We start from the raw sequence: 21022 nt of genomic DNA, 5'->3' as shown, positions 1-21022 counted from the left end.
TGGATTAAAATGACCGACTGACGTTTTCGGTCAACTAGTATAGGAGTGAGGTAATTTTATGATTAAAGCTGAATGGCTGAAAATCTTGAAAACAAGAAAAATGCTTGTGTCAATCATCGCTGTATTATTTATCCCAGTCATGTATGCAGGCATGTTTTTATGGGCTTTCTGGGATCCATATGCAGGCCTACCTAACCTACCAGTAGCAATTGTCAATGAAGATAAGGGTGCTGAAATGGATGGGGAAAAATTAGACTTAGGTGATACCCTAGTCGAAAAGCTTGTTGATAGTGAGCAATTTAATTTTATTGAAGTATCTAAAGAACAGGCTGAAAAAGGTTTAAATGGCCGTGACTATTACATGATTTTAGAAATTCCAACAAATTTCTCTGATCATGCAACAACACTATTAGATGACAAACCTTCTAAATTAGTGATGAACTATATTCCGAATGAAGGATTAAACTTCCTTGGTGCACAGATTGGTGAAACAGCAATGGATCGTGTACGTGCAGAAGTAAATTCACAGGTTTCAGCGACTTATGCAGAAAAATTATTTGATTCCATTGCAACACTTGGAGACGGCTTTACAGAGGCTGCTGACGGCTCTAATAAGCTAGATGAAGGTGCTCAAAAAGTAGCTAATGGTGCGAAAGATTTAAAAGGTTATCTTGAGCAACTAGCATCAAGCACAATTGAGTTATCAAATGGTACAGATAAAATCACAAAAGGTGCTGGAGATGCTGCCAAAGGTGCAAATGATTTATCTACTGGTTTAGTAAAGCTTCAGGATGGTACAGTGCAATTACAAAAAGGTGCCCAACAAGCAGCTAATGGTGCTACAAGTCTTGAGCAAGGTTTAACGCAATATACACAGGGTGTTGCGAAAGTAGAAGCAGGTTTAAACACTTTAAATGACAAACAACAACAGATTAGTTCAGGCGCAGCTTCTATTGCTGAGAACGCTGGTGCATTAAATGGTGCAGCAAACCAATTAACATCTGGCTCTGCAAAAGTAGAAGCAGGAATTACAGCCTTATCTAACCAATTACAAGGTATGATGGCTTCAATGCCTGAAGAGCAAGCAGCGGTATTAAAGCAAACATTAGCAGAGCTTCAAGCTGGAAGTGCAAGCGTGCATAATGGTTTAAATTCGTTATCTGCAGGCACAGAAAAATTACAAGCTGGTGCAAATCAAGTTAGTTCTGGAGCTATTCAAATTGCAGCAGGTCAGGCAGAAGTGTTAGCAGGGGCAAACGCACTAACTGCAAAAAGTAATGCATTAGTGGAAGGCGCTAAGGGTCTTCAAGCAGGTAATACGACATTAGCAGCAAAATTAGGTGAACTAAATGCTGGCGTGAAAACAGCAGTAACAGGTTCTAAAACATTAGCGTCTGGTTTAAACGAATTAGCGAATGGTACAACAACTTTAAATCAAGGTACATCTACACTTGCCTCAAAATCTGGTGAGCTAGCACAAGGCTCTGCAACACTTGCAGATGGTTCAACGGAGCTTGCAGATGGTACATCAACTTTATCTGGCAAATTAGGTGAAGCAAGTGAGAAAGCAAATGAAGTTCATGCGAATAAAGACACATATGATATGGTAGGTAGCCCAGTTCAAGTCGATAAGGAATCTGTTAACCATGTACCTAACTACGGCACAGGCTTCGCTCCATACTTTATTTCCCTTGGCCTATTCGTCGGAGCATTATTAATTTCCATCGTGTTCCCACTTGTAGAGCCAGCTATTCGTCCGAAAAATGGAGCAGCTTGGTTTACAAGTAAGGTGTCAGTATTAGCATTCGTCGGCTTAGTTCAAACTATATTAACAGTGGTTATTGTTAAATGGGGACTTGGTCTTGAAGTAAATAATTTAGGATACTTCATATTAACAGCATTATTAACAAGCTATGTTTTCTTAGCATTAATTCAAATGTTAGTGTCTATCTTCGGTGATCCAGGACGCTTCATAGCAATTGTTGTACTAATTTTACAATTAACAACAAGTGCGGGAACATTCCCACTGGAGTTAATCCCATCACCGTTACAAGTATTTAACAAACTATTACCAATGACATATACTGTTCAAGCCTTTAAAACAAGTATTTCTACAGGCGATATGACATTCTTAATGCAAAACTACGGCGTTCTATTAGGCTTCCTAGTTGCATTCTTAGCAATTACGTTCGGATACTTCATGTTACTACACACAAAACGCTATTCCAAAGTAGCTGAAGAAAATTAAAATTTAACTTACTATGCACCCACCAATTAAATGGTGGGTGTTTTTATGTTGCTATTGTATTGAGTATTTTCAAGGGCTTGGCTATTGTGAGAAATTTCTCAGGTGGAGGGAAGATTCGCTCAGGCATGGGAAGAATTCGCTCAGGTAGGAGACAGAACAGCTCAGGTTGAGAGGAAATTCGCTCGGGTGAGAGACAGAACAGCTCAGGCTGAGAGGAAATTCGCTCGGGTGAGAGAAAGAACAGCTCAGGTCGAGAGAAAATTCGCTCAGGTGGGAGGCAACCTGCTCGGGTATAGAAAGGATTCGCTCAGGCAGGAAGTCTCCTCTACCCAGGAAATTAAAAAATTTGCTAGATCCCAGAAACAACAATAAAAAAACAACAGCTGATATGAGCGTATCAGCTGTTGTTTCGTAAGTGTAAGAGATTTAATTAAGGGTTCATCAAAAATGATGAGGAGTGTCATTAATAGTACGTGTGGGGCACGTAAATGACAAAATTACAGAATAGGCAAATGCTTATAGGTGGTTACATTTTTCACAAGTGTTGCTGTAGCATTCACTTTGTTCTTCAATTTTTTCACCGCATTCTGTGCATTGCTTTGCAGGTAGGTTCTTGAAAAATTCAACTACGTTTTCTAACATTGTGGACTCCTCCTTTAAGTTCATCTGTACTATTACTGTTTTGATATTTTCTAGTGTATTATAACAGATGCTTTTCGTCAACACAAAATGCCTAATTTGCGTTAAAATAAATATGGATATTTTGTGAAGGAGGAAAAGCAAACAATGATTTTTGTTGATAATAAAGGAATTCATGACCCACGCATTAACCTTGCCATTGAGGAGTACTTATTAAAAACAATGGATGTTGAAAAGGAACCTGTACTCCTTTTTTACATAAACCAGCCTTCCATCATCATTGGAAAAAATCAAAATACTATTGAAGAGATTAATACAGATTACGTGGAGGACAACGGCATTATTGTTGTGCGACGACTATCTGGTGGTGGTGCAGTGTATCATGATTTAGGAAATCTTAACTTTAGCTTTATTACCAAAGATGATGGCGAAAGCTTTATGAATTATAAAAAATTCACGCAGCCTGTTGTTGAAGCACTGGCTGCAATGGGTGTCAATGCAGAGCTTTCGGGGCGTAATGATATTTTGGCAGAGGGACGTAAGGTTTCCGGAAACGCACAATTCTCTACTAAGGGGCGAATGTTTAGTCATGGCACATTGATGTTTGATACAGAAATTGATGCTGTTGTATCTGCTTTAAAAGTGAAGAAGGATAAAATAGAATCCAAAGGCATTAAATCAATTCGCTCACGAGTGGCTAATATCTCAGAATTTTTGAAGGATAAGATGACTGTTGAAGCGTTCCGATTAGAAATTTTGAAATCCATTTTTAATGGTGAGGAAAATATTCGTTACTATGAGCTATCGGAGGAAGACTGGGCAAATATCCATAAACTATCTGCAGAACGTTATCAAACTTGGGAGTGGAACTACGGTAAATCTCCACGCTTTAATATTCAAAAAACACATCGTTTCCCAACAGGAGGCATTGATATTCGCTTAGAGGTAAATCACGGCATTATTGAAGAGGCGCATATTTTTGGTGATTTTTTTGGAGTAGGAGACATGGCGGATGTTGCACAACGACTAGTTGGGACAAACTATAATCGAGCAGCAATTGCTGAAGCGTTAGCGGATATTGATATTCCAACATACTTTGGTGGAATTACAACTGAAGAGTTTTTACAATTAATTTATTAAGTAAAGCTAATTCGAAAAAGACGCATGCCTAAGACGTCGCACTCGAATTACATGATCTTTTCCGATAAAGGTTCGCAGACAATTATGTCGTCGAACCTTTTTTTGATACAATAAAGAGTAGAAAGGAGTGTTCATATGGAGAAGCATCGAATATTTATTGTCGAAGATGATGTAAAGATTGCATCATTACTTGCGGAAACGCTTAGAAAATATCAATACGAAGTTGAAACAATTAAAGAATTTGATCATCTCATTGAAGAGTTTACAGCATTTAACCCACATATGGTGTTGCTTGATATAAATTTACCTGCGTACGATGGCTATTATTGGTGTCGTCAATTACGTCAGCATACAACTTGTCCAATCATTTTTATTTCTGCCCGTTCAGGGGAAATGGACCAAATATTCGCATTGGAAAATGGTGGTGATGATTTTATCACAAAGCCGTTTAACTATGAGATTGTGCTGGCAAAGATTCGTAGTCACTTGCGCCGTACATATGGTGAATATGCAGCAAGACAAGAAGAACGGACGATTAAGCAGGGACAGCTAATTCTTCATTTAGAGAGAATGGAGCTTCATAAAAATGATTTAGAGATACCCCTTCAGAAAAAAGAATGTATTATTTTGGAGCTACTAATGGGTAATGCTCCAAAAGTAGTTACTCGTGAGCAATTACTAGAAGAGCTCTGGGATGATCAGGCTTTTGTGGATGAAAATACATTGAACGTGAATATGACACGAGTACGTAAAAAACTTGCGGATTATCATATTTCTTCCACGATTGAGACAGTGCGCGGTGCTGGCTATCGCTTTATGTTAAGCGCAGGTGAGCTATAGTGGGATGGAAATTATTTTTGCGTGATTATGCATCATTCATTGTGTTCCAGCTACTATTAGTTGGATTCATCATGGTCTTATATGGGCTCGACGGTTTTCGAAACGTTGATACTGCGATTTATTCCTTCTGTATTAGTTTAGTATTGCTAGCCTCTTTTTTACTTGTCCGCTATTTAATGCGTCAGCGTTATTTATTGAAAATCTCGCAGCTTCCAAAAACTATGGAGGATGTACTCCAAAAAAACGCGAAAACGCCGGAAGCGATACAGACTGAAAAATATATGCATGAGCTTTATCGACTTTATCAGCATGAGCTCCACTCATTGTATGCAAGTCAAAAACGGCACGATCAATTTATGAATCAATGGGTGCATCAAATGAAAACACCCATATCTGTAATTGAGCTTTTATTGCAGGATGAGCGCCCACTTGATAAAAGGAATGTGCAGGAGGAGATTGATCGTTTACGAAGAGGCTTGGACATGGTGCTTGTGAATGCTCGATTGGAGAACTTTGAGGAGGACATGCAAGTAGAGCAAGTGGCATTAAAAACAATTGTTACTGCAACTGTAAATGAAAATAAACGTTTATTTATTACGAAAAGAGTTTTTCCTGAAATTCATATCGAGGATGACCTAATCGTAGCAAGTGACTCTAAATGGCTTCGATTTATTATCGGACAATTTGTAACCAATGCTGTTAAATATACCTTTGAAGCCAATAAAAAAATAGTTATTTCTGCTGTGGAAAGGGATGACCATGTGCAATTAGCCATTTGCGATGAAGGTATTGGTATTCCTGCCTCAGATCTTTCGCGTGTCACAAAAGCCTTTTTTACCGGAGAAAATGGTCGTAAAACAGGGGAATCTACAGGAATGGGCTTATATTTAGCTAAGGAGATTTGTGAAAAGCTAGGGCACGAATTAAACATTACATCAGAGGTAGGAAAAGGAACAATTGTGACAGTGACATTTACGAATTAGGGGGAGCAAGGATGAAAGAGGTACATTTTAATGAATGGGTTTTGAATATCGAGAGCGAAAAAACGGAAGCATTTATCGAATCAAATCATGGTGACTGTGAATGTCTTTCCTGCAAAAATTTTCGTAAGGCTAGTCTTTTGCTTGATGCAGAAGTTATGCATTTTTCAAATTGTCTTGGGTTAGACTTACAAAAACCAACTTTACTAAATGCTTTTCCTGTAGATGGTGAACAGGTGATGTATAGCGGACATTATACAGTATGTGGAGAAGTTATTGAAGGGGAAATGGATGCTTGGGATGTTGTTGTTGGCAATCATTGCTTTAGTCTTGTTGAGGACGATGATCAGACATCTATTGCAGAGCCACATTTTCAAATTGGTTTTGAGGTAGTCTTGCAATGGCTATTACCAGAATCCCTGGAACTAATTAAGAAATAAGGTGAAAGAAGCTATGTCTATTTTACAAATAAAAGATGTGACAAAGGTTTATGAAGGCAAGGTAACACATCGTGCACTAAATCAACTTAGCTTTGATGTTGAGGAGGGCGAGTTTTTAGCAGTCATGGGTCCATCAGGAAGCGGAAAAACTACATTATTAAATATTATTTCAACCATTGATGAACCCACTAGCGGTGAAATTATTTTAGATGGTTTAAATCCGCATAAGCTAAATGCAACAGAGCTGGCCTACTTTAGAAGAAGACAATTGGGTTTCGTTTTTCAGGATTTTAATCTGTTGCATATGCTGACAGTTGAAGAAAATATTGTGTTGCCCCTAACGTTGGATCAACAACCATTAGAAATCATGGAGGAACGTTTGGCAAGCATTGTGGAAAAGCTAGATTTAACTTCTTTCTTGCAAAAACGACCAAATGAAATATCTGGTGGACAGGCACAAAGAACAGCTATTGGACGAGCACTAATTCATAATCCAAGTTTGATTTTAGCAGATGAGCCAACTGGAAATTTAGATTCGAATTCTTCGCGTGATGTACTTGAACTTTTAACAAAAATCAATAAGGAAAAACAAACGACGATCGTCATGGTCACACATGATCCTATTGCAGCGAGCTACTGTGATCGTGTGTTATTTATTAAGGATGGGGAATTTTTCAACGAAATTTATAAGGATGATCGCCGTCAAATGTTTTTCCAACGAATATTAAATGTTTTAAGCTTACTAGGAGGAGGACAAGTAGGTGACCTTTCGACAATTCGCTTACCGTAATGTCGTACGGAACAGCCGTATTTACGGAGCCTTTTTCATGGCAAGCTTTTTTTCTGTGGCTGTGTTTTTTATCTATTCCATGCTAATGTTTCATCCAGATATTGAACGAGGTATTTTAGGTGAGGTATCACTAATTGGGATGATTGGTGCTGAAATTGTACTTGTTCTTTTTACACTTTTCTTTCTGTATTATTCGATGAGTGCGTTTTTAGAGGCCCGATCACATGAATTTGCGATTTTATTGCATCTAGGTATGGAAAGACGTCAGATGAATAGATTAGTTTTTTTAGAAACGATGATTATAGGATCAGGCTCCATTATTGTTGGCATTATATTTGGCTTCTCTTTCTCAAAATTCTTTTTCATGATTGTGCGAGAAATTTTACACTTAGATCAATTGCCATTGTATGTTTCTTGGCAACCATTTTTGCTAACAATCGGTGTCTTTACTAGTGCCTTTGTGGTCATCTCTTTTATCAGTGTGTACTTTACTCGTGAAAGAAAGTTACGTGATTTAATTAAAGGAAATGACTATTTAAATAAAGGTTCTACTTATTCGAAAATACGAGCAATATATGGTATTGCCCTCATTTTATCCACATATATTCTAGCGTTTATCGTTGCAAATACATCATTAATTGGATTGACTTTATTAATTCCGTTTTCAGCGACTTTCGGGACCTATTATTTTTTCAGTGATTCGTTACCTTGCTTTCTAGATGTAGCCCGAGGTAAACGAAAATTCCATTGGCAGCGCTATCGCCTTCTTTCATTAGCTGAGCAAACCCATATTATGATGGATAATGTGAAAATGTTTTTTGTTGTAACGATGGTATCAACTTTGGCATTTTTATCGGTTGGTGTATTAGCGACAATGTCTTCGTATACGACGCAGTATGATCGTTTAAATCCACTAGGGCTTGTATATAAAGGAGATGTGGATAATCCATATGAACGAAGTCATATTAACTCTTTGCGGATTCAGTTAGAAGAAAAGGGTTTATCTTATCATTTATCCCGCTTCGTTGTAGTAAAGCAAACGTCTTCTTTTACACATAATGAAGTGGAAGTTTTTAGAGAATCAGATATGAACGTATTACTATCTTCCTTTAGCTACCCATTGCTTGATTTGGCACCAGGAGAAGCTGTATTCATACCCTATTCAGAGGATTCCTTAAAAAAATTAAAAAATAGAGTGGTACATACCATTCTAGAGGAAAATTCTATCCCAATCACTATAGATAGTGTTTATCCTAAAATCATATTCCCAGGCTCTATCGTTAGTGTCAATTCAATTATTATAAGTGATGAGGACTTTGCCAAGCTCGTTAAGCCGATTATTAATAAAAATGTTGAGCAACCAGTTTATCATTTATTTACTTTTTATATTCCTCAATGGATGGAAACAAAGGATATTGGTAGTGATATTGATGAATTAGCTATATCTCAATATTTCAAAAAGAAAGGTAAATTCAGTCCATTCTATTTTGAAAACGCAGGATTAAATTATTCTTATATATTAGCTACCTACTCATTATTTACATTAGTAGGGGTTCTGGTGGCAACAGTATTTTTATTAGCGGCAGGCAGTTTTATTTACTTTAAATTGCATACCTCTCTTGAACGAGAAAAGCGTAAATTTGATGTTTTAAAACGGATGGGCTTAACAGATACAGAGCTCAAAAAGTTAGTGAATCGGCATCTCTTCCCGCAATTTTTCTTGCCATGGGGTGTAGCAATGATGCATAGTGCCTTTGCCTTTCTAATGGTTCAAAGCATTTTAAAGGATATTGCTAATATTTCCATTGTTAAGGAAGTTTTCTTTGCATTTGGTTTCTTTGTTTTAATACAAGTAATCTATTTCTATCTAATTCGATGGCGCTACATCTCCCATATTCGTTCGTAATGTAGGTGTATAAAAGAGAAAAAAATGAATTATTTGACGGTTTTTTTGACATGAAATAAAAAGTCTCATTGTCTTTTAGATATATTTCTTATATAATAATACTGAATGATGATTCATTTTATTTTCATTCAATAGATTTCTCCCACCTCTGAGGTGGTGATATGGATGCGGGTGTAATTCCTTTTTAAGGAATATCCAAATATCTACTGAATGAAGATAAAGCCTCCAGCGGATGTCACGGATTTTCAAAGGAATGAAGTGTACAGGCACAATTCAAAATCCGGACGTAATTACGCTTAGGCGAAATTGATACGATAAGGGGATGGTGTAATTGAATTTAGTTTCGAGTGTTCATCAACAAGCAGTGCAACAGCCAGATAAAATTGCGTATCATTTTATGGGGAAAGATACAACATATGGCGAGTTCGAGTTAACAGTTGGACGTTTTGCAAAGGGGTTACAAGAATTAGGAGTAGAAAAGGGGGACCATGTAGCATTTTTATTAGGCAACACACCGCATTATTTAATTGCCTTGTATGCGACGATGCGCTTAGGTGCTACTGCAATACCAATCAACCCGATTTATACACCGGATGAAATATCTTATATTTTGCATAATGGCGATGTTAAGGCTGTTATTGCACTTGATGCCCTTCTACCTCTAGTAGAAAAGGGTGTACAGGCTTTTCCACAAGTTACATCATTTATTATTTGTGAAACGACAGCAGATACTGCAGAAAAAATTGCAGCCTTGTCACAAGAGGCAAAAGTAAAAACACATTTATTTACACAGGTGATTGCTAACGTATCAGACTCTTTACAGCCTGTAGAAGTGGCCGATGATGATAATGCCATTATTCTCTATACTTCTGGAACAACAGGAACTCCAAAGGGAGCCATGCTGACACATGAAAATATTTATTCTAATGCACGAGATGTTGCACATTATTTAGGCTATAAAGCAGATGATCGTATTATTGCAACCTTGCCAGTTTTCCATGTATTTGCGTTAACAGTTGTTGCGAATGCACCATTATTGAGTGGAGCTACGGTATTACTTGCACCACGCTTTAGTCCAACCGAGATTTTCGCCTTAGCAAGAGAGCAAAAAGCAACTGTATTTGCTGGTGTACCTACAATGTATAATTTTTTATATCAACTACCTGAAGGCAATCCAGAAGATTTCTCGACAATCCGCTTAGCAATATCAGGAGGCGCTTCATTACCTGTGGCACTATTACATAATTTCGAGAAGAAATTTAATGTACGTGTTTCGGAGGGCTATGGCTTGTCAGAGGCTTCACCAGTAACTTGCTTTAATCCATTGGACCGCGATCGTAAAGCAGGTTCCATTGGGACATCCATCTGCAATGTTGAAAATAAAGTTGTAGACGTAAACGGGCAAGAGGTACCTGTCGGTGAAGTAGGGGAGTTAATTGTTAGAGGACCTAACGTTATGAAGGGATATTATAAACTGCCTGAAGAAACAGCGATGGCTATACGTGATGGCTGGTTATATACGGGTGACTTAGCGAAGGTTGATGAAGAGGGATATTTCTATATCGTTGATCGTAAAAAAGATATGATTATTGTAGGGGGATTCAATGTCTATCCAAGAGAGGTTGAGGAAGTACTCTTTGCTCATAACAATATCGTTGAAGCGGCAGTTATAGGCTATCCGGATCCTAATTTAGGAGAGGCTGTTCATGCATATGTTGTCTTAAAGGAAGTAGCAGCAACCTCCACAGAGGATCTACTTGCCTATTGTACAAAACATATGGTGAAATATAAGGTTCCTAAAGTCATAGAAATTATGGATGAACTACCGAAGAATACAACCGGAAAGATTTTACGTCGCTCTTTAAAGGAAAAAGTATAAAATGAAGTAGCTACTATTGGAAAATAGTAGCGCTTTTTTTATTGTATAATGCTAATTTGTAAAAAGAAATTGCTCTTTCAGGAAATAAGTTGAGCGTAGCTATCAGGAAGTGATAAAATCAAACTTGTGATAACTGTTACATACTTTTTCAAGGCTTGTCATATAGTGAGAAAGTAGTCTATAGTAGGCTGCTACAATAATGGAACCCTTTGGCGTAACTTTGCGTCAAAGCATTTAGAAAATTAAATTGAAAGAGAGCATTCGGAAAAATGATAGAACTCATCAAGGAGTTAATTAGCTTTATTATGCATATCGATGTGCATTTAGAGGAAATTATTCGCGATTTTGGTCATTGGAGTTATCTTATTTTATTTGCCATTGTTTTTGTTGAAACAGGTGTTGTCATTTTCCCGTTCTTGCCAGGTGATTCATTGCTCTTTGCAAGTGGTACATTAGCTGCAGCAATGGGCGCATTTGATATGTGGATATTAATTCCCGTATTTTTAGTAGCTGCAATTTTAGGAGATACGATGAATTATCATATTGGTCATAAAGTAGGAACATCCATTCCACCAAAGAGCTTTCTAGGCAGGGTTATAAAAAAGGAACGTATGGAAGCCGCAGAAAAATTCTTTAATACACATGGTGGGAAAACAATTGTCATTGCACGCTTTATGCCCTTCATCCGAACTTTCATACCATTTGTTGCAGGTGCAAGTAAAATGAAATATAGCTACTTCATTATGTACAATGTTGTAGGTGCAATTTTATGGGTATTCAGCTGTACATTATTAGGATTTTACTTTGGTAATATTCCAATTATTAAAGATAACTTCTCAACAGTGCTAATTTTAATTATCCTTATATCCGTAATACCAGCAGTAATTGGAGCTATTAAATCAAAAAGTGCAAAATAACAAGGACAGTCCAAAGGTGATAAAAAATCGCATGGACTGTCCTTCTTTTAGTCTATCTTAAATATTGTATAACCCCCTGAGAATCCTCAATATCTGTTCCATTGGGTGTCTCAATGACAATAAAATTGGAAGAAAGATAGAAGATGGAAGACGGATAGTCGTCATCAAAATCTTCCTCTCGATTGAAATCTAAAATACCTATGGATGCTTTTATACGATGATAATTAACTTCGTGCCTCGATAAAGCTTCAATCCAAAGTTGATTTTGTGACATATAAACATTTGGTAATGGGATCTTATCTGAAATATCAATGCCATCTATAATAGCCGGGAATTGATAATAGGAAACAAGTGCTTTTCCTGCTGGAATATTATCATTATAAAGGTGACGAATATTAAGGTTTGAGTCTTCATTTCCGTTATTTATTGTTACTGGCAATGTACCACCTAGAAAATCAAATTCCCATGTTTTCTTCTTATAGTTGTCTGTTAAAAAAGAAGCGTTATATTCCTGATCATATTTTTGGATAGACTCAATATTCTTTTCAATTTTCTTTAATTCTGACTTCGATAATACCTGTATGGATGAATTTGCAAAAAGGCTCAGATATAGTAGTGCAAATAATCCAACTCCAATATATACTGTAATCCCAATTGATAGACGTTTAAGAGTCCAGAAGTTTTTGGTTTTGTTACTTACCTTTCTTACTATAAAAAAGACCAAGGTAAGCAATAATATTGTAATCAATAATGAGAGTAGGAGTACTGTAGCGTTTGTCATTTGCGAGACACCTCCGATTTATCAGCAATCCAAATACAGAGAGTAAAGCACAATATAGATACTATTATATAAAATCCGCTAAGCATGAGATCTGGTAATTGTATGAATGGTTGAAGATTCACAGACTCGGGAAAAATAATCGGTGAAATAATGCCAATTGCTAATAATACTATCGATGCTATTTTTATGATGCTTGGGCCTTGGAAGCAGTAACCAAATAGTAAACCGATTGCGCTAAATAAACAAATGCTACAGATGCACAAAATAAAAATTGATGGTGAAATAAGAAGTTTATCAATTATGAATGTATCTTTTTCCATTAACATCAAACCTAATATTTGTATATAGTAACTAGCTAACATAATTAAGACAGCAAAAAAGCTATAAAGAATAAGTACAAGTATATTTGCGATTGCACTTGAAGTTCGACTTGAAATAATAGATAAATCATCCATGCGATATGCCTTTGTAGTAAAGAGAATGGCTGTTATAAAAGCCCAAAATACAGTAATAAAAAGAAACGTATCAAGCGAATAAATGGAGAACTGTACATTTAAATTCCCGCGTCCATGACCACTTGAACCACTCCCAGAGCTAAAAAGCAATGCGCCAAAAATAACTTGCAAAATAATAAGAGAGCTAAGGGCTGAACTATATAATTTGGCTTTCCATTTCACTTGCTTTTTGATGATTGTTTTAAAAGACATATTAGTCAAAGATTGCATCGATATCACTTCCTTTATGATTGGTTAAATACCTGCAAATCTCACTTGCAGTAAGGGCTGATTTTGTAATGCCTTTTGTGCGAAGCATTTCCTCCGTGATGAAAAGTTTACTTGCATCGACAATTGCCGTGGACACTCCACCTACAATCTGTTGGGCGTAAACGTCAGTTTCTGAAAGCAAGGATTTCATCCTATCACTTGGTCCGCTCAAGGCAATTAATTGTTCCTTCAGTTCATCTACGGAGGCATGTGTAACGACAGTACCCTCATCTATAAGCAGAATTTCCTCCAAAATGGACTCCATTTCTTGTAAATGATGACTAGCGATTAAAATTGTCCGAGGGAAGGCTATGTATTCCTTTAGAATGGCTCTATAAAAATCTGTTCGAATAGCCTCATCCATACCATTCATTGGCTCATCTAATATAGTTAATGCACAGCGACTTACTAATCCATAGACAAGATTAAAGGTAGCCATTTGTCCTTTCGATAATTGCTGATGTTTAACAGAAAGATCAATGTTTGCATAATGTAGCAGTCGATATGCTAACTCATTTTGCCAATTTGGATAAAAATCAGCCCCCATTTTTAAGATTTCCTCTAGGGATAAGTAGTCTGAAAAGCTTAACCGATCATCAATTAAAATGGTGTTGGCAGCAGTTTGAATATTGTTAAAGGGAGTCTCATTGAATACCTGACAGAAACCATTAGTCGGTTTTAGAAAGCCTGCTATAATCGTTAGCAATGTTGATTTACCAGCTCCATTACGACCAATAACACCGATTATTTTTTCGCCATTTATTGTACAAGTAATATCTTGGAGTGCATGAAGACGCCCAAATTTTTTAGATAGCTTTTCACATTGAATAACATTCATTTCAATTCCTCCTGTGTTTTTTTAATTAGTGCTAGCAATTCCTCATCAGAAACAAGTAAGCGTTGTGCCTCTAAAACAATCTCTTGAGCCATCTTTGTTAATATTTCATTGCGACGTTTCGATAAAATTCGATCCTTTGCATCTGTTGCAACAAACATACCTAGCCCCCGTTTCTTATAAAGAAGTTGTTCCTCAAGTAAAATGGTCAGCCCTTTACCGGCCGTAGCGGGATTAATATTGAATAATTCAGCTAGCTGATACTGTGAATAAACCTTTTCGTCTGCCTGTAACCGATTGGCGATAATTTCATGTTGTAGCCATTCGGCAATTTGAATATAAATGGGTGTTGTACTGTCTAGATGAATATGCATGAAAACCCTCCCTTCATTTCAGAGTATTACAGTGCATTAGTGTTGTAATGTACTATAGTTTAAATCAAATTAAATGTCAAATAAGGAGGCATTTTTTTTACAAGTAGTTATAAGGTTTTGTGTAACTGGAGAACATTTTTACATGTATGATGAATGATAAGCAAATGGTCATGAAAAAATGTTATAATATTCATTACAAATAATGGAGAAATGGGGGCGACAATATGGAAGTATTTATTGGCAGACAACCAATTTTTAATCTTCATGAACAAGTTGTTGCATATGAATTGTTATATCGAAGCAAAAATGTGAATACTTTTCCGATGGTTGATTCAGATGCAGCAACAGTCGATGTATTAGTAAACTCATTTCTTTCAATTGGAATAGAAGAAGTTACAAACGGTAAGCCTTGCTTTGTCAATTTCACTGAAAATCTGCTAATGAGCTCAATCAATGAATACCTAAATCCATCTCAAGTGGTCATAGAGATTTTAGAGGATGTCCCTTTGACACCGAAGTTAGTTGAGCGGGTTATTGAGCTTAAATCATATGGATTTAAAATTGCTTTAGATGATTTTATACTGGATGAGCATGTACAAATTTATGACGAATTATTTGTTCATATAGACTTTATAAAGGTGGATTTTCTATTGTCTCCTTTACTTGAACGTATGGAAATTGAGAACAAAGTAAAGGGAAAATTCCCTCATATTAAATTACTTGCTGAGAAGGTTGAGACACGTAATCAATTTGAAGTAGCGAAGCATTCAGGCTATGAGTTATTTCAGGGTTATTTTTTTGAACAGCCTCAAATTTTAAAAGCAACCGATATACCAGTGAATACGATTCAGTATTTTTATATTATTTCGCTGCTAAAAGAAGAGGAGCCTAATATCCAGTTATTATCTGAAAATATTGAACGTGATATCTCGTTAACCTATAAATTATTACAAATGGTTAATAATTCTTCTAGGCGTTCTAAATCGAAGGTACGCTCTATTAAACAGGCGATTTTAATCCTTGGAATAGCCGATTTACGCAAATGGATTTACTTATTAGCCATGCGGGAAATAGATATGAATACTGATTCGGATCTTTTTAAGGAAGTAATGAGAACATCATTATTTAGAGCAAAAGCATGTGAAAAATTAGCGAAGCTCTCCTATAAACAAAATTTTTCAGAGTATTTTTTTGTGGGCATGTTTTCATTGATTGATACTTTATTGCAAAGACCATTACATATTATTTTACAGCAACTTCCATTCTCTGAAGATATAAAAGCAACCATTTTAGGGTATCAAACTGAGATGACACCATATCTAGAATTTAGTGTTGCACTGGGGAAACTGGACTGGGATAGCCTAGAAGAGCTAGCTCCAAAAATCAATATAGATTTGACAAGTATTGATCTTTTATACCATGAGGCAATCGAATGGGCTGAAAAATCATTATAGTCAAAGCAGAAATAAGTACCCTTTAAATGCTCGTTCAGGTACTTATTTTTTGTTTTTATCGAATAATTTGTTATATATGGATTGATGAAAGTAAATAATATGCTTGCTTATTTCCTTCATCATGATGAAGTTCTCAACGTCAAAACTATTTGCTATAATCATCACGTCTTAAAAAATTCTGATAGTTGAAGTGGGCGTGGGGAAATGAGACATGATGTTAGGGAAAACATTGTGGAGTATGTGTATGTAATTATCGGAGCGGCAGTGATAGCTATTGGTTTTAATGTCTTTTTATTACCAAATCAAGTCGCTTCAGGCGGGGTAAGTGGAATAAGTACAATATTGCATGGTTTATTCGGCTGGAATCCAGGGATTGTTCAATATTGCTTTAATATTCCACTATTTATTGCGGGTGTATTATTACTTGGCAAAAAATTCGGGGTAAAATCGTTTGTTGGCACAGTGACTTTACCGTTCATTGTATTATTAACAAATAGTTGGGAGCCCTGGACTGATAATCCTTTACTTGGTGCGCTTTTTGGAGGAATTATTGTCGGTTTAGGAATAGGACTTGTTTTTAAAGGGAATGCTTCTACTGGTGGCACTGATTTGCTAGCGCAAATTATTACAAAGTTTACCGGAATATCTCTTGGTACTAGTGTACTACTGATTGATGGGGTCATCGCTATTAGTGCAGCAATTGTTTTTGACTTAGAAAAAGGTTTGTATGCCCTGATTGGATTATTTGTGACAACAAAAACGATCGATATTATTCAGCTAGGCTTTAGCCAATCCAAAATGGTTTATATTATTACGATGAAACAAGATGAGGTACGTGATGCCATTTATGCTGAAATTGATCGTGGTGTGACACAATTACCTGCAATTGGTGGTTATACGGGTGAGGCGCGACCAGTACTGATGGTTGTTGTTTACCAAACAGAATTCACAAAGCTGAAACAACTCATTAAAACCGTTGATCCATCAGCGTTTGTTATCGTTTCCGATGCATATGAGGTATTAGGAGAAGGTTTCAAACGTGCATAATTTTGGTATACTACTGTGGAAGTTATTTATTTTGAGGAGGGGTACTAATGAAAAAGGTAATGTTAACATTAGTGTTCGGTTCAGCAATCTTTTTAGCCGCTTGTGGCGGTGGTAAGACGACTAATGAAGGTACAAAAACGAGTGCTACACCAGATGGTGAAGCGATCGCTATGAAATCCTGTATCACATGTCATGGAGGCGAATTGCAGGGGCAAAATAATGCACCAGCTATCAAAGATGTAGGTGCCCGTTTATCTGAAACTGAAATTTTAGATATTATCGAAAATGGTAAAGGTTCTATGCCTCCAGGTATTGTTAAAGGTGAAGATGCAAAAGCTGTGGCTAAATGGTTAGCTACTCAAAAATAAGAGAGTATAAACTAGCGGACAGGAGAACCGCTAGTTTTTTTATGCTTTATAGAGAGTAATTCTCTTCCTTTAGCGAGCGAGAGTAAATACATTTCTTTTATACATAGTCATGCTAAAATAAAGTAATACTGCAATCAGAGAGACTGATTGTTAGTGAAAAATGAGCAAATACGGTCAGTTGTAGAGACCGTTAACAGAACAAACAATATTCAATTCCATTGAATGGAGGCTTCTAACATTGGTCGTAGTATTAACAAGAGACGTAATGGAGAAATTTAAGTTAGACCTATTAGCTGGTGAGGAAGGAATTGGAAGGACGATTGTCACTAGTGATATATCTAGACCAGGGCTAGAGATGGCAGGATATTTTACTCATTATCCTGCAAATCGAGTCCAATTGCTTGGAAAAACAGAACTGTCCTTTTTTGAAATGTTACCTGCAGATGTTAAGCTTGAGCGTATGCGTTTACTGTGTTCACAAGATACTCCAGCTATTATTATTTCTCGTGACCTAGAGGTACCAGAGGAGCTTTTGCAGGCTTCTAATGAAAAGCATGTGCCTGTCTTTAAAACACATATGACAACAACGAAATTTTCTAGTAGGCTTACCAACTATTTAGAGGGACGCTTAGCACCAATGACAGCAGCACATGGCGTGTTAGTGGATGTTTATGGTATTGGTGTGTTAATTATCGGCAAAAGTGGCGTAGGAAAAAGTGAAACTGCTCTTGAGCTTGTCAAGAAAGGCCATCGATTAGTAGCTGACGATTGTGTGGAAATTCGGCAGGAATCAGAGAATTTTTTAATTGGTAGCCCGCCTCCGCTTTTAGAACATTTACTTGAAATAAGAGGCATTGGTATTATTGATATTATGACGCTTTTTGGAGCAAGTGCTGTAAGACCCTACAAGCGTATTACCTTAATTATAGAACTGGAGATTTGGGATCCTGAAAAGGTTTATGATCGTTTGGGTCTAGAGGAAGAGAAAATGAAAATTATTGATACAGAGTTAACTAAATTAACAATTCCTGTAAGACCTGGCCGTAATGTATCTGTTATTATTGAGGTTGCAGCGATGAATTATCGCTTGAAAAAAATGGGTGTTAATGCAGCAGAGGAGTTTTCAAGACGTTTGGATGAGGTGATCTCTTCCGCTGATGAGTTAGATGATTAATTGTTCATAATTAGGATAAAATGACCTATAAAGTGAATAGAAATTGAGAGGAGCATTTGATGGAGTTATTACTATTGCAAATTAACCCAATTGCTTTTCATTTGGGGCCAATTCCCGTTCGTTGGTACGGGTTATTAATTGTATCAGGTATTATTTTAGCTTATGTTGTAGGTCAAAGAGAGGCTGTTAAACGAGGCTTACCAGATGATTTTCTTGCCGATTTATTGCTATGGGCAGTTCCTATTTCGATAATATGTGCACGTATTTATTATGTTTCAATGCGTTGGGATTATTATAGTGAAAATCCAGGGAAGATTATTGAAATTTGGAATGGTGGTATTGCTATACATGGTGCACTAATTGGGGCATTTATAACAGCGTACATATTCACACGTAAGAAAAATATTAGTTTTTTACGTGTAGCGGATATAGCGGCACCAAGTATTTTGATAGGACAAATCATTGGTCGATGGGGAAATTTTATGAACCAAGAGGCTTATGGTGGTCCAGTATCTAAAGAGTTTTTAGAAAATCTGATGTTACCAGATTGGATTATTAACCAAATGTATATTGAGGAATTAGGAACCTATGTGCATCCTACCTTTTTATATGAATCTGTGTGGAATTTCATCGGCTTACTTATTTTACTGTTTTTACGTAAAGTGAATTTAAATCGAGGAGAAATTTTCTTCAGTTATTTAATTTGGTATTCAATTGGTCGCTTCTATATAGAAGGTTTGCGTACGGATAGCTTGTATTTAGTTGGTGACTTACGCTCAGCACAGGTTGTCTCCATCATTGGTGTAATAGTAGGTCTTGGTGCTATTATTTACAGACGCCTAACAGTAAAACCAGCAGTGAAATATTTGGATAATAAATAAGGGGTGCAGAACGTTATGATAAAGGCATTATTATTCGATTTTGATGGTACATTACTAAATACAAATGATTTAATCATCCAAACATTTATGCACGTATTAAATGAACGATTTCCTGGGCAATATTCGCCAAAAGATTGTCTAAAATTCCTTGGGCCGTCCTTAAAACAGACAATGAGTGACATTGCTCCTGGAGAAGAGGATGCAATGATTGCTAAATATCGCAAATATAATGAGTTACATCACGATGAGCTTGTCACACAATATCCTGATGTTGTCCCAACTTTAGAGCAATTAAAAGCTATGGGTCTTAAACTAGCTATTGTGTCTACGAAGCGAAATGGGATGATTGATCGTGGTCTATCAGTTCTAGGTGCAAATCATCTATTTGATGTCCGTATAGGCACGGACGATGTAAAAAATGTTAAGCCTGATCCAGAGCCAGTTTTGCTTGCTCTTGAACGACTTGGTGTAAACAAGGAAGAGGCCATTATGATTGGTGACAATTCTCACGATATTGAGGCTGGACATAATGCGGGAATTAGAGCAGCTGGTGTCGCATGGGCTTTTAAAGGTCCGGAATATTTACAGCAATTCAAGCCAGAATATATGTTACATCATATGACAGATTTATTAGATATTGTGAAAGCGGGGTAAGTAAATGGCACGTAAAACAGAACGCTACCGTGTTGAAGGAGCAAACTCCCTGTGGAATATATATAATACGGTGTCCTTTTGGAAGGTGATGAAGTGCTTCATTGTCATTCAAATTGGCCGCTTCACACCATTTTTACGTGTAAAAAACTGGCTATATCGAACATTTTTAAAAATGAAAATTGGCGAGCAAACCTCATTAGCCTTAATGGTTATGCCAGATACCATGTTTCCAGAACGCATACACATTGGCAATAATACTGTAATTGGTTTTAATACAACTATTTTAGCACATGAATATTTAATAGAGGAATATCGTCTAGGAGATGTGAAGATTGGTAATGAGGTAATGGTTGGTGCCAATTCAACCATACTACCTGGTGTTACGATAGGTGACGGTGCAATTGTCTCAGCTGCTACACTTGTACATAAAGATGTGCCAGCTGGCTGTTTAGCTGGTGGTAATCCGATGCAAATTATTTATACTGCTGAGCAAATGGCAGAACGTAAACGCAACGAAGTGGTAGAGTGGTGTACGCCGAAAAAATGACCTATAAGGTTGAACAATGAAAAAACTGTTCCAAAAACAATGGTACCTTTGTTTCTGGAACAGTTTTATTTTTTTGTTGGGAATTATATTCAGGCATAAATTCATAATTATTTGGACTCTACAAAAGTTGATTTAATCAGTGTGCCATCAATGAAATCTGTTGTGTGTAATGCTATTTTGTCTTCAGATAAAACCCTCCTTTACAAATACCTACGATTATTTGTTCACCCAGTTGGACGGATGGACATGCTGTTGTGAATACTCATAATTTATAGTTTGTGTTCTTCCTGGTTATTCACTTTCATTCTCAGTGGCGACTAAATCTCTATTCATAAATTAAAATTTGGAGATATTTTGAATTTCA

General features: G+C 36.6%; 21 protein-coding genes. 16 read left to right on the top strand and 5 right to left on the bottom strand.

Features of this window, described 5'->3' with window-relative positions; all coding sequences use genetic code 11:
* Nucleotides 1–58 precede the first annotated feature (58 nt).
* A complete protein-coding gene (locus AC2CGN_RS18595) occupies nt 59–2248 on the top strand; it encodes a YhgE/Pip family protein (RefSeq protein WP_484515482.1) in 2190 nt (729 codons plus the stop codon).
* 516 nt (nt 2249–2764) lie between these two features.
* On the opposite strand, the gene yhfH is transcribed toward AC2CGN_RS18595, so the two are convergent.
* Complete coding sequence (gene yhfH / locus AC2CGN_RS18590; protein WP_012292204.1) at nt 2765–2890, bottom strand: protein YhfH; 126 nt, start codon at nt 2888–2890, stop codon at nt 2765–2767.
* 144 nt (nt 2891–3034) lie between these two features.
* Between yhfH and lplA the strand changes: the two genes are divergently transcribed.
* From lplA to AC2CGN_RS18550, 8 genes are all read left to right on the top strand, one after another.
* Nucleotides 3035–4027: a lipoate--protein ligase gene (lplA, locus tag AC2CGN_RS18585; RefSeq protein WP_429986070.1), complete on the top strand. Its 993-nt coding sequence runs from the start codon at nt 3035–3037 to the stop codon at nt 4025–4027.
* A 135-nt stretch (nt 4028–4162) separates the two neighbouring features.
* Complete coding sequence (locus tag AC2CGN_RS18580) at nt 4163–4867, top strand: response regulator transcription factor (protein ID WP_283869501.1); 705 nt, start codon at nt 4163–4165, stop codon at nt 4865–4867.
* The gene (locus tag AC2CGN_RS18575) at nt 4867–5850 is read left to right on the top strand and encodes a sensor histidine kinase (RefSeq protein ID WP_369593726.1); all 984 of its coding nucleotides are present in this window, start codon (nt 4867–4869) and stop codon (nt 5848–5850) included. Before AC2CGN_RS18580 ends, AC2CGN_RS18575 begins: the two co-directional genes overlap by 1 nt.
* An 11-nt stretch (nt 5851–5861) precedes the next feature.
* A complete protein-coding gene (locus AC2CGN_RS18570; RefSeq protein ID WP_484515478.1) occupies nt 5862–6287 on the top strand; it encodes a hypothetical protein in 426 nt (141 codons plus the stop codon).
* A 13-nt stretch (nt 6288–6300) separates the two neighbouring features.
* Nucleotides 6301–7077 (top strand): ABC transporter ATP-binding protein, encoded by a 777-nt coding sequence (locus tag AC2CGN_RS18565; protein ID WP_286925470.1) that lies wholly within the window; start codon nt 6301–6303, stop codon nt 7075–7077.
* Nucleotides 7049–8983 (top strand): FtsX-like permease family protein, encoded by a 1935-nt coding sequence (locus tag AC2CGN_RS18560; protein WP_484515476.1) that lies wholly within the window; start codon nt 7049–7051, stop codon nt 8981–8983. Before AC2CGN_RS18565 ends, AC2CGN_RS18560 begins: the two co-directional genes overlap by 29 nt.
* A 331-nt stretch (nt 8984–9314) precedes the next feature.
* The gene (locus AC2CGN_RS18555; RefSeq protein ID WP_484515474.1) at nt 9315–10862 is read left to right on the top strand and encodes a fatty acid--CoA ligase family protein; all 1548 of its coding nucleotides are present in this window, start codon (nt 9315–9317) and stop codon (nt 10860–10862) included.
* A 272-nt stretch (nt 10863–11134) separates the two neighbouring features.
* The gene (locus AC2CGN_RS18550; protein WP_283872917.1) at nt 11135–11779 is read left to right on the top strand and encodes a VTT domain-containing protein; all 645 of its coding nucleotides are present in this window, start codon (nt 11135–11137) and stop codon (nt 11777–11779) included.
* Nucleotides 11780–11831: 52 nt separating this feature from the next.
* Here the strand turns inward: AC2CGN_RS18550 and AC2CGN_RS18545 are convergent, their stop codons facing one another.
* The 4 genes from AC2CGN_RS18545 to AC2CGN_RS18530 are packed head-to-tail and all read right to left on the bottom strand — an operon-like array spanning nt 11832 to nt 14533.
* Complete coding sequence (locus tag AC2CGN_RS18545) at nt 11832–12560, bottom strand: hypothetical protein (protein WP_484515472.1); 729 nt, start codon at nt 12558–12560, stop codon at nt 11832–11834.
* Nucleotides 12557–13285 (bottom strand): hypothetical protein, encoded by a 729-nt coding sequence (locus AC2CGN_RS18540; protein WP_429986066.1) that lies wholly within the window; start codon nt 13283–13285, stop codon nt 12557–12559. Before AC2CGN_RS18540 ends, AC2CGN_RS18545 begins: the two co-directional genes overlap by 4 nt.
* On the bottom strand, nt 13269–14162 hold the full coding sequence (locus AC2CGN_RS18535; RefSeq protein ID WP_484515470.1) for an ATP-binding cassette domain-containing protein: 894 nt from the start codon (nt 14160–14162) through the stop codon (nt 13269–13271). The genes AC2CGN_RS18540 and AC2CGN_RS18535 overlap by 17 nt, the downstream gene beginning before the upstream one ends.
* On the bottom strand, nt 14159–14533 hold the full coding sequence (locus tag AC2CGN_RS18530; protein ID WP_429982968.1) for a GntR family transcriptional regulator: 375 nt from the start codon (nt 14531–14533) through the stop codon (nt 14159–14161). The genes AC2CGN_RS18535 and AC2CGN_RS18530 overlap by 4 nt, the downstream gene beginning before the upstream one ends.
* A gap of 224 nt (nt 14534–14757) precedes the next feature.
* Between AC2CGN_RS18530 and AC2CGN_RS18525 the strand changes: the two genes are divergently transcribed.
* The 7 genes from AC2CGN_RS18525 to AC2CGN_RS18495 all read left to right on the top strand — a co-directional run bounded on the left by AC2CGN_RS18525 (nt 14758) and on the right by AC2CGN_RS18495 (nt 20658).
* A complete protein-coding gene (locus tag AC2CGN_RS18525) occupies nt 14758–15987 on the top strand; it encodes an EAL and HDOD domain-containing protein (protein ID WP_484515468.1) in 1230 nt (409 codons plus the stop codon).
* Nucleotides 15988–16191: 204 nt separating this feature from the next.
* Nucleotides 16192–17034, top strand: coding sequence for a YitT family protein (locus AC2CGN_RS18520; protein ID WP_484515466.1), 843 nt, complete (start codon nt 16192–16194; stop codon nt 17032–17034).
* 47 nt (nt 17035–17081) lie between these two features.
* Nucleotides 17082–17402, top strand: a complete 321-nt coding sequence (gene cccB / locus AC2CGN_RS18515) for a cytochrome c551 (protein ID WP_484515464.1) — start codon at nt 17082–17084, stop codon at nt 17400–17402.
* A gap of 238 nt (nt 17403–17640) precedes the next feature.
* Complete coding sequence (gene hprK, locus AC2CGN_RS18510; protein WP_283869488.1) at nt 17641–18576, top strand: HPr(Ser) kinase/phosphatase; 936 nt, start codon at nt 17641–17643, stop codon at nt 18574–18576.
* A gap of 59 nt (nt 18577–18635) precedes the next feature.
* Entirely contained in the window at nt 18636–19457 is an 822-nt protein-coding gene (gene lgt / locus AC2CGN_RS18505) for a prolipoprotein diacylglyceryl transferase (protein ID WP_484515462.1), read from the top strand.
* A gap of 15 nt (nt 19458–19472) precedes the next feature.
* Nucleotides 19473–20111: a pyrophosphatase PpaX gene (ppaX, locus tag AC2CGN_RS18500; RefSeq protein WP_484515460.1), complete on the top strand. Its 639-nt coding sequence runs from the start codon at nt 19473–19475 to the stop codon at nt 20109–20111.
* A gap of 4 nt (nt 20112–20115) precedes the next feature.
* Nucleotides 20116–20658 carry an acyltransferase gene (locus tag AC2CGN_RS18495; protein ID WP_286925456.1) on the top strand — a complete coding sequence of 181 codons (543 nt, stop codon included), beginning with the start codon at nt 20116–20118 and terminating at the stop codon, nt 20656–20658.
* Nucleotides 20659–21022: the final 364 nt, after the last annotated feature.

Source organism: Lysinibacillus sp. DFXJR4, from assembly GCF_057196045.1.
The sequence above is the reverse complement of the archived record's forward strand: the minus strand, read 5'-3'. Positions and strand labels throughout refer to the sequence as shown.

What these genes read in the sequence shown, in the direction of transcription:
- AC2CGN_RS18595 (WP_484515482.1), top strand. Translation starts at nt 59, where the DNA reads ATGATTAAAGCTGAATGGCTGAAAATCTTGAAAACAAGAAAAATGCTT.
- yhfH (WP_012292204.1), bottom strand. Translation starts at nt 2,890, where the DNA reads ATGTTAGAAAACGTAGTTGAATTTTTCAAGAACCTACCTGCAAAGCAA.
- lplA (WP_429986070.1), top strand. Translation starts at nt 3,035, where the DNA reads ATGATTTTTGTTGATAATAAAGGAATTCATGACCCACGCATTAACCTT.
- AC2CGN_RS18580 (WP_283869501.1), top strand. Translation starts at nt 4,163, where the DNA reads ATGGAGAAGCATCGAATATTTATTGTCGAAGATGATGTAAAGATTGCA.
- AC2CGN_RS18570 (WP_484515478.1), top strand. Translation starts at nt 5,862, where the DNA reads ATGAAAGAGGTACATTTTAATGAATGGGTTTTGAATATCGAGAGCGAA.
- AC2CGN_RS18565 (WP_286925470.1), top strand. Translation starts at nt 6,301, where the DNA reads ATGTCTATTTTACAAATAAAAGATGTGACAAAGGTTTATGAAGGCAAG.
- AC2CGN_RS18545 (WP_484515472.1), bottom strand. Translation starts at nt 12,560, where the DNA reads ATGACAAACGCTACAGTACTCCTACTCTCATTATTGATTACAATATTA.
- AC2CGN_RS18540 (WP_429986066.1), bottom strand. Translation starts at nt 13,285, where the DNA reads ATGCAATCTTTGACTAATATGTCTTTTAAAACAATCATCAAAAAGCAA.
- AC2CGN_RS18535 (WP_484515470.1), bottom strand. Translation starts at nt 14,162, where the DNA reads ATGAATGTTATTCAATGTGAAAAGCTATCTAAAAAATTTGGGCGTCTT.
- AC2CGN_RS18530 (WP_429982968.1), bottom strand. Translation starts at nt 14,533, where the DNA reads ATGCATATTCATCTAGACAGTACAACACCCATTTATATTCAAATTGCC.
- AC2CGN_RS18525 (WP_484515468.1), top strand. Translation starts at nt 14,758, where the DNA reads ATGGAAGTATTTATTGGCAGACAACCAATTTTTAATCTTCATGAACAA.
- AC2CGN_RS18520 (WP_484515466.1), top strand. Translation starts at nt 16,192, where the DNA reads ATGAGACATGATGTTAGGGAAAACATTGTGGAGTATGTGTATGTAATT.
- cccB (WP_484515464.1), top strand. Translation starts at nt 17,082, where the DNA reads ATGAAAAAGGTAATGTTAACATTAGTGTTCGGTTCAGCAATCTTTTTA.
- lgt (WP_484515462.1), top strand. Translation starts at nt 18,636, where the DNA reads ATGGAGTTATTACTATTGCAAATTAACCCAATTGCTTTTCATTTGGGG.
- ppaX (WP_484515460.1), top strand. Translation starts at nt 19,473, where the DNA reads ATGATAAAGGCATTATTATTCGATTTTGATGGTACATTACTAAATACA.
- AC2CGN_RS18495 (WP_286925456.1), top strand. Translation starts at nt 20,116, where the DNA reads ATGGCACGTAAAACAGAACGCTACCGTGTTGAAGGAGCAAACTCCCTG.